Genomic DNA, 14,274 nt, shown 5'->3' on the forward strand with positions numbered 1-14,274 from the left:
CCGCCACGTGAGTGGTCCATGGCAAAGGCCCAGTTCGCCGTCATCTTCGGCGAGCGCTTCATCAAGGCCATGGCGGCGTAATGTTCAACCGCCCGCCCGCACACGAAAATCCTGACAGGCCCTAGCCGACATGTAGCTTGGGCCCCCGGACATGCGGGTCGGCTTCGGCCCAGCCAAAGCGCGGATCGCGCAGCAGGATCGGCGAGGCGTCGATCAGTTGGATCAGTTCCTTGCCCTGCTGGCGTACCGCCCGGCTCACCTGGCCGATCAGTATCTGGCAGATGTCGCGGAAAACCGCCGCAGGTCGATGCGCCTGTGCGTCGCTCAGTGTGGATCGGCGCGGCAGCCGCAGGTCGAGATGATACAGTCCCCCCGGATGTGCCGAAAGCCCTTGCTCGATCTCACGCAACGAGTTGAGACCGGCAAACTGGGCAAACAGCATCGTGCGCAAATGCCGCACGCACGTCCACGCGTTCGGACCCGTTCCCACCCCGCGATCGCCGTCATGCCGCGCCACGATACGGTTCAAAATCCGACGATCCAGCGGTTCCAAAAGCTGCTGAAACGCGCTACTCGCAAACGGCACGGCAGACCTCCAAATATCATGTCTCGACAACATGATTTTGGCAGAATCCTCAGGACTTGTCTGCCGTGCACCTCCTCACAGAAACAAAATCCCGGACAGTTGTGGGGACTACGCCCGGGGTGACGGGTGTGCTGACCAGCCCGAGCACCCGAGCCGAAACCTCGCCCCACCCCCTGCGTCATCCCGGCCGAAGTGCCGGGATCCACCGATCGGCCACTCCCGGAGCCGAGGTTCATTCCGGAACCTCCGGGTCCTGCCGGGCATGCCGCCCGCACCGCCACGCGTCCGGGATGGAGGATGGGTGGACCCCGGGGACTACGCCCGGGGTGACGAACTCTGTTCGTTAACCAGCCCGCATACCCTACCGCTTCGTCAGTGCCGCCACGCAGCTTGCCTGGTCGATCGGCTTGCCGTCGCGCTGGCGCGCATCGACATGGGTGACCACCGGCTCGGATCGGCCGCGGGGGTAGAGATAGGCGTCGAGGACGCAGATCGGGCCGGCGAATTGCAGCTTGCGGCCGGCGCCTTCGGTAAAGTCGATCGTCGGCTTGCCCAGGGTCGCGATCAGGCGCGGTCCGGTCTGGCCCATCACCCGACCCAGTCCGGCGGCCATCGCGCTGGGCGGCGGCGGGGGTGGTGGCGGGCCGGGGCGAGTGGCGCGGGCCGGCTTTTCGGCGGCGGGGACACAGGCCGACAGCGCCGCCAGCGTCAGCACCGCGGTGAACAGGCGCAGGCTCGCTTTCATGCATTCTTCCCCAGATGATAGGCATGGGTCGCCATCGCGGCGCCCAGGATCGGTCCGATCAGGTTGAGCAACGGCACCAGCATCACCCCGGTTCCCACCGCGCCCAGCGCGAAGCGACGGGCGCCCGTGCGCTTGCGCCAGGCCGGCAGCTGGTCGCGCGACAGGTGGCGCGCCGCGACCATGTCGCCCAGGTCGCGCCCCAGCAGCCAGCTGTTCACCAGGAAGAAGGCGATCGCCGTTCCCACGCCGGTCACCAGCAGCAGGATGTAGACCGGCAGCAGCAGCAGGTTGACCGCGATCAGGCGCAGCACCGATCGTGCGCCCATCGCGATCGACCGGCCCAGCGGCACCGCCCGGGCGCTGGCATGGGCGTCGGGATAGTGCTTCGCCTCGACCGCCTCGACCACTTCGTCGGCGAAGATTCCGACCACCGCGATGGCGATGGCGCGGAAGGCGAGCCACCAGGCGAAGACCATCAGCAGCACCGCCAGCACATCGGCCAGCGCCGCGGTGACCGTGCTGGTCGCCAGCCAGCTGCCCCAGCGCGCGGCGGCGGCGTGCAGCCCCCACCACAGCCCGGCGGCCAGCACCGCGAAGAGGACCAGGGTGAGCGCGATCGACTTGAGGAACACACGGACGACCCGAGGATCGAGCAATTGTCCGAACGACAGGACCAGGGCGTGGATCATTGCGATTCCCTTTGCCTGTCCCTAGTGGGGCGACGCAACTGATTTGGAGCTTCCGTGAGCCAGCCCACCTATGACGTCGTCGCGATCGGCAATGCCATCGTCGACATCCTCTCCCAGGCCGACGACGCATTCATCGTCGCCGAGGGCATGACCAAGGGCTCGATGCAGCTGGTCTTCTCGCCCGCCGATGCCGACGCGCTCTATGCCAAGATGGGCCCGGGCCGCGAAGTCTCGGGCGGGTCGGCCGCCAACACCGTCGCCGGCATCGCCGCGATGGGCGGCAGGACCGGCTTTATCGGCCAGGTCGCCGACGACCAGCTGGGCCAGGTGTTCGCGCACGACATCCGCGCCGCCGGCGTCGAGTTCGGCACCGCGGTCCGCGCGGGCGAGCCGACCACCGCGCGCTGCCTGATCTTCGTGACGCCGGACGGCCAGCGCACGATGAACACCTTCCTGGGCGCGTCGCAGTTCCTGCCGGCATCGGCGCTCGACCTCGACCTGATCCGTTCGGGCGCGATCCTGTATCTCGAAGGCTATCTGTGGGACCCCGAGGAGCCGCGCGCCGCGATGCGCAAGGCGATCGACGTCGCGCGCGAGGCGGGCCGCAAGGTCGCCTTCACCCTGTCCGACGTGTTCTGCATCTCGCGCCATGGCGACGATTTCCGCCAGCTGATCGCCGACGGGCTGATCGATATCCTGTTCGCCAACGAGAGCGAACTGCTGGCGCTGTGCGATTGCGGCGACTTCGAGGATGCGATCGCGCACATCGCGGGCAAGGTCCCGCTGCTGGTCGTGACCCGGTCGGAGCAGGGCGCGATGGCGCTGGCAGGCGGCGAGCGCTTCGCGGTGCCGGCCGAGCCGATCGAGAAGGTCGTCGACACCACCGGTGCCGGCGACCTGTTCGCCGCGGGGTTCCTCCATGGCCAGGCCAGGGGCCTCGACGTTCAGGCGTCGCTGCGCCTGGGCGCGGTCTGCGCGGCGGAGATCATCCAGCATTATGGCGCGCGGCCCGAAGCGGACCTGAAGGCGCTGGCCGAACGCACGCTCGGCTGAGCATAGGAAATTTCCTGCGCGAACAAGGGGGTCGGGGCGAAAGCCTCGGCCCCCTTGTTTTACGGTCGTACAGGATGTGCGCGGCGGTTGACGTGGCGTCGGTTGATCGGCGACCCTCGGGCAAATGGCTCCGGGGAGGGTGACGATGACCGGCGTGGCACTGCGGCTTCTGGCGCTCCTCTCGATCATGCTTGCCGTCCCGGTCGCGAACGCCGGCTCGCCCGACCGGGTCGCGGTCGAGGCGCGTTTCCGGTCGGAGCCCGGGGTGACCATCGCAGGTACGCTCGAACTGCCGCCGCGTCGCGGCACGGCGCGGGTGCCGGTGGTGGTCGTGCTGCAGGGGCATGGCCGGTGGACTCGCGGTGGCTTCGACGGGATCCGCAACCGGCTGCTTGCCGCCGGGGTGGGCGTGCTGATCTACGACAAGCGCGGGCTGGGCCAGTCGACCGGCAGCTATGACGAGCGCCTGCCGCTGACCGAGCGCGATGCCGAGGCGGGGATCGCCTGGCTGCGCGGCCGGCCCGAGGTCGATGGCGACCGGATCATGCTGATGGGCATGAGCCACGGCGCCGCCGCCGCGCCCGAGATCGCGCTCCGCGACCCGAAGATCGCCGGGGTGGTGATGCTGTCGGGGCCGGTCGGGCCGCAGGGCAAGATGTTCCTCGACGGCCTGCGCGCCAGCCTGACCCGCGGCGGGATGGCGCCGGCGGGGGTCGATGCCATTGCCGGCGCGACCGCAGCGTGGATGGACGCGCGCGGCCGTGGCGCACCCGACGCCGAGGTTGCGGCGCTGCTCGAAAAGCTGGTCGCGGCGTTCGTCGGCGGCGGCTTCACGGCGGAGCAGGCGCATGGCGCGATCGCGGTGATCGACACGCCGCTGCTGCTGTCGATGTACCAGGCGAAGACGGGCGAGGCACTGGCCGGGATCCGCGCGCCGATCCTGATCGTGCTGGGCTCGGACGATCCGATCCTGGCGCCCGCGGCGCACCTGATCGACGCGCAGAACCTGCTGCGGGGCAATCCCGACGCGCTGGTGGTGGGCGTGCCCGGCGCCGACCACGGCCTGGGCCGGCCGGACAAGGACGGCAAGAGCAGCTTCATGTCGCCCGCGCTCGACGCGCTGGTCGCGCACTGGCTGATCGACCGACTGGTGAGGTGAGTCCTGCTCAGTCTCGACAGTGCAGTATCAGTCTGTTGCGCCCGGTTGGGGGCGGCCCCTCTTGACGGTAGTGGTAAGTGCAGTGAAAAAATCAAAAGTCGAGTCGGTTATATAGTGCAAATGGGACGCGGACCTCAACTTGGTCTGTTCATTATAAGATCGCTTGCGAGTGTTCATACGACCAACGATTGTGATGTTGTCAAGTAAAAACGCCGCTGACGCTAAATATTACCGGCACATATCCCGGAAGGCAAAAATGCTTAAATACAAGTGCGCGCGTATCGCTAGGATTGCTTTCCTCGTCACTGGTCCTGCCGCAATGATATCGGTGGTGATAGAGGGAGAGACCGGTATATGGCCGGTGTTCGCTCGAGGAGTAGTTCTTGGCTTGGTCGCGTCATTTGTGATGTCGATCTGGTGTTCCAGGTGTCGGTCAAGCTATTTCTATGAAAAAAATGATTTTGGTTTTTTAGAGATGAATGTTTTGTTGCCGCCTGCTGTGCATTGCAAAAAATGCGGGTTCGATAGAGAGTCTAATTATGACGGGCCTATTCTTTTTTGATACTGGGAAAGGTCGCGGGCGAGGTTAAACGCGGGTACCAATTGTTAGATTCGAACCACTAGATATTGAAGTGATCGATGAAGTCTGGGGTGAGCGCTTCAACCCGGCTGGTTCAAGATCTTGCTGAACCGCAGAGGCGGTGACGTGGCTGCGGGAATGGGGGTCATGTGTCGGTGAAGAAATTCGCAACGGCGTTTGGGGCGGCGCTCTTGCTATGCGGTTGCGCAGGAGTCCGGCATCCACCTGCGTCAGCACCCTCTCCGGTCGATATGCTGGTTGGCTGGATCAGCTTCAGAGGTGAATTTCTGTTGTACCCGCGTCAGGAGGATCTTGGCCGCACATTGGATCAGAGCTGTACGAGCGGCACTTTTGCCCGAGTCGCAGACTTCCGTTCGGCGGCGCGTCGGTTCGAGGGGAAGCGGGTACGGGTTATCGGACGGCTGATGAAGGCCGATGCTTATTTCAGCGATAGCACCTTGGGGCAGCGGATCGAGAATTACTGTGGTTCGGACACGGTGCTCATCGCAACCAGCGTCGAACCTGCTCCGCCGCAGTGATAAGACGGTTCGCGAAACGCATTTTCGATTCACTCCGACCACATCGCGAGTGATCGCTTATGCTTTGGTGATCGCCGCCACCGCGGCAAGCGCCGATGCCGTGAGCGGGTGCGGCAGCGCGTCGAGCGCGAACCAGCCCAGTTCGCCCATCGTATGCGGCTCGCGGACCTCGGGCTCGCCCTCGAACGTATCCACACGGTAGACCGGCGACACCCAGTGAAAGCCGGCGTCGCGGTCGATCAGGTCGACGACGCACAGCAGCCGGTCGGCGCGGATGGCGATGCCCAGTTCCTCGGCGATCTCGCGCTCGACCGCCTGGGGCACCGTCTCGAACGGATCGACCTTGCCGCCGGCCAGGCCCCAATGGCCGGCTTCGGGCGCGCGCAGGCGGCGGACGAGCAGCAGCTGCCCGTCGCGCAGGATCGCCGCGCCGCAGCCGACGCGGGGTTGTACCGGCGTGTCGCCGCTCATGCCGCGACCGGGATCCAGTTGCTGTTCGCGCGGCGCGCGGCCCCGGCGGGCGGGCGGGTGACGATGCTGATGTGGAACCCCTCATGCGCGACGACGAAGTCGCGCTCGAGCAGCAGCGGCAGGTGCGCCGCCCGGTCGGGATCGGCCTGGCCGATCTTTCGCGCCGTCTCGAAATAGCGCAGCGCGGCATCCTGGTCGGGGGTGAGCGGGGTCATCCGCGCCTTCGCGATGCGGCGGGTATCGGCGACCACCACCGGCGCTCCCGGGCCCATCGCCAGCGCCGAGACGATCGGCGGACGCTTCGTCCACGCCTCGGTCCAGCGATCATAGGCGTCGTGCAGCCGCGCCAGCGCGTCGCCGTCGGACATGAAGGCGGTGCTGTGCTGGCCGATGAAATGATAGCCCAGCTCCATGAGCGGTGCCCCCTCGGGGAACAGCGCGGCGAACCCGTCATAGGGCTTGTACGATCCGATGCCGAATCCCTCGGGGTCGCCGTGATGCGGGCTGAACCGGTCGATGACGATCGGCACGCAATAGCCCGGCGGGCGGAAATGCTCGATCCGCGCGAACAGGTCGGGGAGCGCGGCATAGTCGGAGACCTCCTCGCCCGGAAAGCCGTAGAGCAGGTTCCACAGGACGTAGAGGTCGAGCGAGGTGGCATCGCGCAACAGGCTGAGATTCTGGATGCCCGAAATGCCCTTGCGCATCAGCTTGAGCACATTGGTCGATAGCGATTCGATCCCCGGCTGGATCTGCACCAGCCCGGCGCGCGCCATCAGCTCGAGCTGATCGTATTTCAGGTTCGCCTTCACCTCGTAGAACAGGCCGGGCTTCTTTTTCCAGCTGGCCAGTTCGGGCAGCACCGTCTTGAAATAGGACAGCGGCATGATGTTGTCGGTGAACGACAGATAGGGCGGGTCGTACCGGTCGATCAGCTCGCGGATCTCGTCCAGCATCCGGTCGGGCGCCTTTGTGCGGAAATCCATGCCGGTGCCGTTCAGGCCGCAAAAGGTGCAGTGGTTCTTCATCCCCCACCAGCATCCGCGCGAGCTTTCCAGCGGCAGCCCCTCGGGCAGGTGCGGGGGCAGTCGGCCGGCCGCCTTCTCCGCCTCCAGCGCGGCCAGAAAGTCGTCGAATTCGGGCACCGGCATCTCGCCGATATTGTCGTTCGGCCCGCATTCGATCACCCGCGCCTCGGGCCGCTCGCCGGTGCGCAGATAGCGGTCGCAGAATTCGGGAAATTCGCTGTCGGCCTCGCCCGCGAAGAAATGATCGACCCAGGGGAAGACCGACGCATAGGCCGCGCCCATCGGCATCGCGATGTTGGCGCCGCCCATCACCACCAGCGTGTCGGGGGACGCTTCCTTGATGCGCCGCGCGATCGCGGCGCTTGCCATGACCTGTTCGAAGGTATTGGCGATGGCGACGATCCGCGGGCGATGCGCCAGCACCGCGGCGACGAACTCGTCCATGAACGGCGCGACCTGCGGCAGGATATGGTCGACGATCTCCGCCGCCTTGCCGTGGATCGGGGGCAGGGGCGGCAGCGTGGGGACGATCTCGGCCGGCCAGGCCTGGTCGCGGAACACGCGCTCGCCGATGATCGAATCGAGATAATAGCGGGCGACGCCCTTGTACGGCTCATAGCCGACGCGCGCGGCAAGCAGGATGCTGCCGAAGACGGTGCGAACGCTCATCCCGCGCTGGCGGGCCGCCGCCGCCAGCAGCGCCGGGCCCAGCAGCGGGATCTTGATCTGGTCGAACGGCGGGATGACCATGCACAGGTCCAGCCGGTCGTCCGTGGTCGCCGGTTCCTGTCCCATGCCTGTATCCATCCTGCCCCTCCGCTGCCCCGGTTGCCCGACCGGTAGCGAGTTTCTATAGCTCCCTTAATCACTTGTCGAAGGGGGCATCAATGGCGGTCGAGGAAGAAACGATCCTGGCGGCGCGGATCGAAGTGCCCGAGCATATCCTGTTCCAGGAAGTTACGGGCAATTCGGCGCTGCTGAACCTCAACACCGAAACCTATTACGGGCTGGACGAAATCGGCACCCGCATGTGGGAAGTGCTGGGCGAGGCGAGCAGCGTCGCGGCGGCGGCGGAGACGCTGGCCGGCGAATATGACGCGCCGGTCGAGACGATCCGCGCGGACCTGGTCGAGCTCGTCGCGGACCTCGACGCCCGCGGCCTCGTGACCCTGTCCTACTGATCGCGTCATGGCCGCGCTGGTCGATGCCGCGCGCGCGACGCCGGTCGCGGTCGCGCTGGCGGGATCGGCGCTGCTGATCCGGCTGCTTGGCCTGCGCCGGGCGGCGAAGGTCGCCTGGACGCTGGCCGATCGCCTGCCGCGCGCGCGTGAGGCCAAGGTGCCGCCGGCCGAACTGGCGCATCGCCAGGCGCGGATGATCGCACGGGTGGGGGAGACGATGCCCGCCGGCCCGCGCTGCCTGCCGCGCGCGCTGTTGCTGGCCGCGGTGCTGCGCCGCCGACGGGTTGCGGCCGACCTGGTGCTGGGGGTGCGGGTGGCGCAACCGTTCGACGCACATGCCTGGGTCGAGCTGGACGGGCGGGCGGTGAACGAGGCGCCGACGCTGGCGTCCGACTATCGCCCGCTCTGGCATCTGCCGAACCTGACCGCATGACCGGCTTCGCTGGACTTGTCGCGGCGCGCGGCGCGCCGGTCGACCCGGCGCTGTCGAAGACGATGGCTGCGGCGATCGCCCGCATGGGCCCCGATCGTCGCGACAGCTGGCAGGGCGAGGGCGTGTTTCTCGCCCACGCGCTGCTGGCGACGACCGAAGAGGAGGTCGCCGACCGCCAGCCGCTCAGCTTCGACGGCGCGGTGCATCTGGTGGCCGATGCCCGCATCGACGGACGCGAGGCGCTGGTCGATGCACTGCGCGCCGCCGGGCGTGAGGCAAGGCTGGATGCGCCCGACAGCCAGCTGATCCTCCACGCCTGGCATGCCTGGGGCGAGGCGTGCGTCGATCGGCTGATCGGCGATTTCGCCTTCGCCATCTGGGATACGCGCACGCGGCGGCTGTTCTGCGCGCGCGATCAGTTCGGGACCGTGCCTTTCTATTTTGCGCAGGTCGGCGAGACCTTCCTGTTCGGCAATGCGGTACCCGCCTTGCTGGCGCATCCCGGGCTCGACCGGTCGCTCAATCGCCGCGCGATCGGCGACTATCTGCTGCTCGGCTATGCGCTGGACCGCGACGAGGGCAGCTACCGCGCGATCCGCCGCCTGCCGCCGGCGCACTGCATGACGGTCGCCGATGGCGAGGTCCGCCAGCGGCGCTACTGGCAGCTGCCCGAGGCCGATTTCGCCGAGGCGGAGCGCATGTCGCCGGACGAGCTGACCGAGCGGTTCGGGGCGGTGTTCGACGCCGCCGTGCGCGACCGGCTGCGCAGCCCGCGCATCGCCACGACCCTGTCGGGCGGCATGGATTCGACGATGATCGCCGCCGCCGCCAAGCGCGAAGGGGCGGGGCGCAGCGAGATCCATGCCTGGTCCTATGGCAGCGACTGGCTGATGCCCGATCGCGAGCGGCCGCTGGCGCAGCGATGCGCCGATCATCTCGGGATTCCGTTCAACCCGGTATCGGTCGAGCGCATCTATACCGACCCGCCGCGCGGCGTGTTCCGGGCGCCGCCAGAGCCGCGGATGGAGTTGCGGACCAGCTCGTTCCACCTGGTCGGCGAGGAACTGGTGGATCGCGGCATCCGCGTGCTCCTGCTCGGCATGGGCGGCGACGCGATCGTCGGCGGCGGCGTGACGCACTGGGTCTCGCTGGTGCGGCAGCGGCGCTATGCCCGGCTGATGCGCGAGACGATCCGGTTCTGGCGCCATCATCGCCGCCGCCCGCCGTTCAAGTCGGTGCTGGCGCGGCTCCGTGCCACGGGGACCCGGCCGATCGCCGGGATGATCGATCCCGGCCTGATCGTCGAGGAGCGGATGGACGAGCGGTGGCGCGCCCTGTGCGCCAGCCAGCTGGGCGATCCGCGCGAGGGGATGGCCAGCCACCCCTTCTGGACCGAGCTGCTGGTCGCGGCGCATCCCGAATCGACCGGCCTGAAGCTGCGCGTGCGCCAGCCGATGTTCGACGTGCGGCTGATCGAGGCGGCGATGCGGGTGCCGCCGATGCCGTGGCAGTTCGACAAGGCGATCCTGCGCCGCCGTGCGCAGGGGCTGTTGCCGCCCGAGATCGTCGGACGTCCCAAGACGGTGTTCGGCGTCAACGGCAGCTGGGAGGCGGCGCGGCGCGGGCTGGAGCCGTGGCTGGAGCCATTGGCGCGCGCCGAGGTGCTGGACGGCTATGTCGATCGGCCGCGCCTGGCCCAGATTCTGGCCTCGATCGGGACGTTGCCGCCGCATCGTTATTCGTCGCAGGTCATGCTTCCCGCCGGCCTTGCTGCCTGGCTGGGCGCGGACCTGGGGCCGGGCGGGACAGTCTGGCGCGTTTGACGCGCTTGATCGAGCAAGTAAAACGACTTAACGAGAGCAGTTCAAGGGTATGGCCTGAGGCGAGGCCGGTAACAGGGGATTGTGAATGACGAAGATCACGGCGACCAAGGCTCCGTATCGCAAGCCGGTCCTGACCGAGCATGGCACGATCCGCGGCATGACCAAGACCGCCAATTTCGGCCAGTCCGTCAACGATTCGGACGGTCCGGGCACGTATACCAGCTGACCCGTCCTCGCGCGCACGTCGCGCGAACCGGCCGGCGCGGTGCCCGGAACGGGCCCGGCCGGCCGTTGCTTTATCGGCACCATGACTCATTATCGCCTCGGCATTGCCGGGATCGCCAGCGAGCTGCCGCTGACCGGCCTGCCGGAAGTGGCGCCGATCGCGGTGCCCGATATTCGCGTGACGCGGGGCGTCGTCGCCGCGCTGGCGGACGCGTGGCGCGACGACCAGTCGAGCGAGATCGTGCCGGACTGGGCGACGATCGACTATTTCCGCTCGGCCGACGGCCGCTGGCACCGCATCCGCTATGACTATCGCGGCAACATCGCCGAGTTCGCGATCCGCGAGGACGGGGCGCAGGTCGTCGTCGAGACTGCCCATCCCGATGCTGCCGAGGTCGCCAACCTGATCGAGGGCCCGATCCTGGGCCGGGCGATGCGGCTGGCGGGCTGCACTTGCCTTCATGCGACCGCGCTGTCGCAGGGCGACCGGGCGATCGCGCTGATGGGCGCGTCGGGCGTCGGCAAGTCGAGCCTCGCCTGGGCGCTGGTGCGCCAGGGATGCCGGCTGGTGACCGACGACATGGTCGCGCTGGCCCGTGACGGCGATGCGATGATGGTCCAGCCGGGTCGCGCGCGGCTGCGCCTGTGGCCCGACAGCGCCGAACGGCTCGGGCTGAGCGGCGATTCGGGCACGCTGTTTCCCACCACGACCGAAATGGCCAAGGTCGGCGTGCATGATCCGGCCCTGTTCGAGGATCGCCCGGTGCGGCTGGACGCCATCTACCGCGTGCTGCCGCGCGACCCCGCCCTGGCGCAACCGACGATCGCGGAGATGCCGGTGGCCGAGCGGCTGGCCGAGCTTGCGTCGAACCTCCACGGCATGCTGGCCCCCGGGCGCGAGGGGCGGCGGCGCGAGCTTGCCTGGCTGGCGAGCGTCGCCGGGCGGGTTCCGGTGCGGACGCTGATCCTGCCCGATCGGCTCGATGCGCTGCCGGGCATCGCGGCGGCGCTGATCCCGCGCCTGTTCGCATGAACCGCTTCGCCGCGCAGCTGGTCGAGCTTGCCGTCGCCCATTTCCCGCCGGCGTTGCTGGACGAGGCCGGTTCGGGGGCAGGCGCGGCGGCACTGCGCCGCTCGGCAGCGTGGCTGGCGCCGGGGGTGCAGCTCTATTTCGAATGCCGGCTGGCGGGAGGCGATCGCGCGATCGACGTGTCGCAGCATTTCTTCGCGGCGCGCGGCGGCGTGACGGCGCTGTCCGCGCTGGCGCAGGCGCGCGCGGCGCTGCCGGGTACCGATCTCGCCTGGGCGCGGCTGGCGGACTTCGCCTCGGGCTGGGCGACCGAGCCGGCGATCGTCGAGATCGGGCTGGAGCATGACGCCGGCCCGGACGGGTGGATCGCCGCGCCGGCGGTGTTCGCCGCCTTCGATCGTGGCGCGCTGGCGGATCGCGATGCGGGTGAGCGCTTCGTCACCGCCGTCGCGCCGCACGCGGGACAGGCCTGGTCGCGGCTGGTCGACACGCTGGCGCGGGCCGAGGCATTGGGGATGGCGAGCGGGCGGCTGGTCGGCGCGATGCTGTCGCGCGATGCGCAGCTGCGCTGCATGATCCGCGGCGTCGCGCCGGAACCGGTGGCGGCATTGCTGCGCGAGATCGGCTGGCCCGGCGACCCGGCGCCGCTGATCGACCTGCTGGGCTGGCCCGAGCTGGGCGGCGATGCCACGCGGCTGGTGCTGGGCTTTGCGCCCGGCCCGGTCGCCGAATGCGGGATCGAGGTGATCCATCCGCAGGGCGCCGGGGGCGATGCCGCGCGCGCGGCGCTGCTCGATCGGCTGGCGGCGGCGGGACTGGCCGAACGCCCTCGTGTCGCTGCCCTGGCCGAGTGGCCGGCGACGATCACGCCGATCGACGCGCGCGCCGACTGGCCCGATGCGATGATCGCCGCCGATCTGGCGCATGGCGGCGCGTCGTACTGTGCCGGCTTCGTCAATCATGTGAAACTGAACCTGGCCGGCGGGCGCGTGCTGCCGGCCAAGGCCTATCTGGCGCTCGCGCCGATGCTGCAGGGGAGCGGCCATGCTTGACGCGATCGTGGTGGGGACGGGGCCGGGGGGCGCACTCGCCGCGTTGCGCCTGGCCGAGGCGGGCGCGAAGCTGCTGGTGCTCGAAAAGCGCACGCTGCCGCGCGACAAGGCGTGTGGCGGCGCGCTGACCGTCGGCCCGGTCAAGGCGCTGCTCGGCTGGGACTTCAGCCATCTGGTCGAGGCGCATGTCGACCAGTCGCTGTGGCAGCTCGACTTCGGCACGGTGGTCGAGCGCGACTTCGGCTATGGCGCCTGGATGATCGACCGGCGGACGTTCGATCTCCACATTCTCGAACGCGCGCTGGCGGCGGGCGGATCGAACATCGAGCTGCGCGACGATTGCGGCGTCGAGACCGTGACCGAGGAAGCCGACGGCGTGACCGTGACGCTGCGCGGCGGCGAGACGGTGCGGGCGCGCTACCTGGTCGGCGGCGACGGTGCTGCGGGGCGGACCGCGGCGGCGCTGGGGCTGGGGCGGCGGACCCGGCCGGCACTGGCGATCGATGCGCATGTCGAGCCGAGCGAGGAAGCCTGGGCGCTGGAGGGGAAGCGGATGAGCTTCAACTTCGGCGTGGTGCCCGGCGGCTATGGCTGGATCTTTCCCAAGAAGGGCTATCTGTCGTGCGGCGTCGGCAGCTGGACGCGCGCCACCGGGCTGCCCGGGCTGCTCGACGCCTATCTGGAACAGGCGCTGCCGCCCGGCGCGGTGCGCGGCGAGGTGCGTCGCGGCCATCCGATCCCGATCTATGACGGCCCGGTGCCGATCTCGACCCGGCGCGCCTGCCTGGTCGGCGATGCCGCCAGCCTGGTCGAGCCGATCCTGGGCGAGGGCATCCGCTTCGCGCTGGCCAGCGGCGCCATTGCTGCGGCGGTGATCGCCGAGAAGCTGGCGGGGACCTCGACCGACCCCGACGGGCTCGACCATTCGCGCCGCGTCCACCGTGAGATCGGACGCGACCTCGACCGGCTGCGCCGTTTCGTCCTGCCAATCTTCCTCAACAAGCCGGAGAGCTTCTTCCGCAACTTCCTGGTCGAGGAGGGCAATTACATGGCGCTGGCAGCCTCGCTGGAGGCGAAGCTGCCCGCCCCCGAACCCTTCCCGCTTCAGCCGGCGCGCACCTGACCCCGGGCCACCGCCGCCAGCGCGCGCGACTGGCGATGCGCGCGGCGGATCTCATCCGCGGTGCATTCGATCCCGCGGGTCGCGGCGAGGGTCGCGATGTCGTCCAGCGCGACGTCGGGCCCGAGCGCGTCGATCGCCGCGGCGAGCGCAGGGTCGCGGGCGGCACGGGAGATGAACTCATGGGCGTTGCGCAGGCTCATCGCGTGAGACTGGCGCAGGGGCGGGGCGCGTTCAAGCGTGGGTCGCCGAGGATGCCGGGAAATCGGTTCGCGCAGAGACGCGGAGGCGCAGAGAGGGACCGCGGGAGGCGATGCCGCCGCTTGATCCGGGACATGGTTTATCGGGACATTCGCGCTTCGTGCAGCCTCTCTGCGCGAACCTACTATGGGTCAAATCTTAGCGGGAGAGGTGAGAGCAATTCGCTCGAGACGCGATTTGCCTTTCAGATGCGGCGCGTCCGAACCATGATGAAAGGGCTATGAAAGAAGCCCGCTCCGACATCGCAATCGACTGCCCCGAATGCGGCGCCCAGGGGCATGCGCGTTTCGGTCAGTCCG

The 14,274-nt window shown here is 68.7% G+C and carries 16 protein-coding genes; 10 read left to right on the forward strand and 6 right to left on the reverse strand.

What is annotated here, in order from left to right; genetic code table 11:
• Nucleotides 1-121 precede the first annotated feature (121 nt).
• The 3 genes from TPR58_RS21930 to TPR58_RS21940 all read right to left on the reverse strand — a co-directional run bounded on the left by TPR58_RS21930 (nt 122) and on the right by TPR58_RS21940 (nt 2,020).
• A complete protein-coding gene (locus TPR58_RS21930) occupies nt 122-586 on the reverse strand; it encodes a DUF4372 domain-containing protein (protein ID WP_346248913.1) in 465 nt (154 codons plus the stop codon).
• A gap of 361 nt (nt 587-947) precedes the next feature.
• Complete coding sequence (locus TPR58_RS21935; protein WP_346248914.1) at nt 948-1,331, reverse strand: hypothetical protein; 384 nt, start codon at nt 1,329-1,331, stop codon at nt 948-950.
• On the reverse strand, nt 1,328-2,020 hold the full coding sequence (locus TPR58_RS21940; protein ID WP_346248915.1) for an EI24 domain-containing protein: 693 nt from the start codon (nt 2,018-2,020) through the stop codon (nt 1,328-1,330). Before TPR58_RS21940 ends, TPR58_RS21935 begins: the two co-directional genes overlap by 4 nt.
• Nucleotides 2,021-2,074: 54 nt before the next feature.
• Between TPR58_RS21940 and TPR58_RS21945 the strand changes: the two genes are divergently transcribed.
• The 3 genes from TPR58_RS21945 to TPR58_RS21955 all read left to right on the forward strand — a co-directional run bounded on the left by TPR58_RS21945 (nt 2,075) and on the right by TPR58_RS21955 (nt 5,351).
• Nucleotides 2,075-3,073: an adenosine kinase gene (locus TPR58_RS21945; protein WP_346248916.1), complete on the forward strand. Its 999-nt coding sequence runs from the start codon at nt 2,075-2,077 to the stop codon at nt 3,071-3,073.
• A 145-nt stretch (nt 3,074-3,218) separates the two neighbouring features.
• Nucleotides 3,219-4,232 carry an alpha/beta hydrolase family protein gene (locus TPR58_RS21950; RefSeq protein WP_346248917.1) on the forward strand — a complete coding sequence of 338 codons (1,014 nt, stop codon included), beginning with the start codon at nt 3,219-3,221 and terminating at the stop codon, nt 4,230-4,232.
• Between the two features lie 735 nt (nt 4,233-4,967).
• Nucleotides 4,968-5,351, forward strand: coding sequence for a hypothetical protein (locus tag TPR58_RS21955; RefSeq protein WP_346248918.1), 384 nt, complete (start codon nt 4,968-4,970; stop codon nt 5,349-5,351).
• A gap of 57 nt (nt 5,352-5,408) precedes the next feature.
• Here the strand turns inward: TPR58_RS21955 and TPR58_RS21960 are convergent, their stop codons facing one another.
• Together TPR58_RS21960 and TPR58_RS21965 are read right to left on the reverse strand one after the other, a co-directional pair.
• The gene (locus TPR58_RS21960) at nt 5,409-5,822 is read right to left on the reverse strand and encodes an NUDIX domain-containing protein (RefSeq protein WP_346248919.1); all 414 of its coding nucleotides are present in this window, start codon (nt 5,820-5,822) and stop codon (nt 5,409-5,411) included.
• Nucleotides 5,819-7,645, reverse strand: a complete 1,827-nt coding sequence (locus tag TPR58_RS21965) for a RiPP maturation radical SAM C-methyltransferase (protein ID WP_346248920.1) — start codon at nt 7,643-7,645, stop codon at nt 5,819-5,821. Before TPR58_RS21965 ends, TPR58_RS21960 begins: the two co-directional genes overlap by 4 nt.
• A gap of 92 nt (nt 7,646-7,737) precedes the next feature.
• Between TPR58_RS21965 and TPR58_RS21970 the strand changes: the two genes are divergently transcribed.
• From TPR58_RS21970 to TPR58_RS22000, 7 genes are all read left to right on the forward strand, one after another.
• Nucleotides 7,738-8,031, forward strand: a complete 294-nt coding sequence (locus tag TPR58_RS21970) for a PqqD family protein (RefSeq protein WP_346248921.1) — start codon at nt 7,738-7,740, stop codon at nt 8,029-8,031.
• Between the two features lie 7 nt (nt 8,032-8,038).
• Nucleotides 8,039-8,464 carry a lasso peptide biosynthesis B2 protein gene (locus TPR58_RS21975; RefSeq protein ID WP_346248922.1) on the forward strand — a complete coding sequence of 142 codons (426 nt, stop codon included), beginning with the start codon at nt 8,039-8,041 and terminating at the stop codon, nt 8,462-8,464.
• Complete coding sequence (locus TPR58_RS21980; RefSeq protein ID WP_346248923.1) at nt 8,461-10,287, forward strand: asparagine synthetase B family protein; 1,827 nt, start codon at nt 8,461-8,463, stop codon at nt 10,285-10,287. The genes TPR58_RS21975 and TPR58_RS21980 overlap by 4 nt, the downstream gene beginning before the upstream one ends.
• 85 nt (nt 10,288-10,372) lie before the next feature.
• The gene (locus tag TPR58_RS21985; protein ID WP_181402239.1) at nt 10,373-10,513 is read left to right on the forward strand and encodes a hypothetical protein; all 141 of its coding nucleotides are present in this window, start codon (nt 10,373-10,375) and stop codon (nt 10,511-10,513) included.
• An 81-nt stretch (nt 10,514-10,594) separates the two neighbouring features.
• A complete protein-coding gene (locus TPR58_RS21990) occupies nt 10,595-11,545 on the forward strand; it encodes a hypothetical protein (RefSeq protein ID WP_346248924.1) in 951 nt (316 codons plus the stop codon).
• Entirely contained in the window at nt 11,542-12,594 is a 1,053-nt protein-coding gene (locus tag TPR58_RS21995; protein ID WP_346248925.1) for a hypothetical protein, read from the forward strand. Before TPR58_RS21990 ends, TPR58_RS21995 begins: the two co-directional genes overlap by 4 nt.
• Nucleotides 12,587-13,717, forward strand: a complete 1,131-nt coding sequence (locus TPR58_RS22000; RefSeq protein WP_346248926.1) for a geranylgeranyl reductase family protein — start codon at nt 12,587-12,589, stop codon at nt 13,715-13,717. Before TPR58_RS21995 ends, TPR58_RS22000 begins: the two co-directional genes overlap by 8 nt.
• Here the strand turns inward: TPR58_RS22000 and TPR58_RS22005 are convergent.
• Nucleotides 13,699-13,917 carry a Nif11-like leader peptide family RiPP precursor gene (locus TPR58_RS22005; protein WP_346248927.1) on the reverse strand — a complete coding sequence of 73 codons (219 nt, stop codon included), beginning with the start codon at nt 13,915-13,917 and terminating at the stop codon, nt 13,699-13,701. The genes TPR58_RS22000 and TPR58_RS22005 overlap by 19 nt on opposite strands.
• Between the last annotated feature and the right edge of the window lie 357 nt (nt 13,918-14,274).

The organism is Sphingomonas rustica, assembly GCF_039652585.1.
Classification (GTDB): Bacteria; Pseudomonadota; Alphaproteobacteria; order Sphingomonadales; family Sphingomonadaceae; genus Sphingomonas; species Sphingomonas rustica.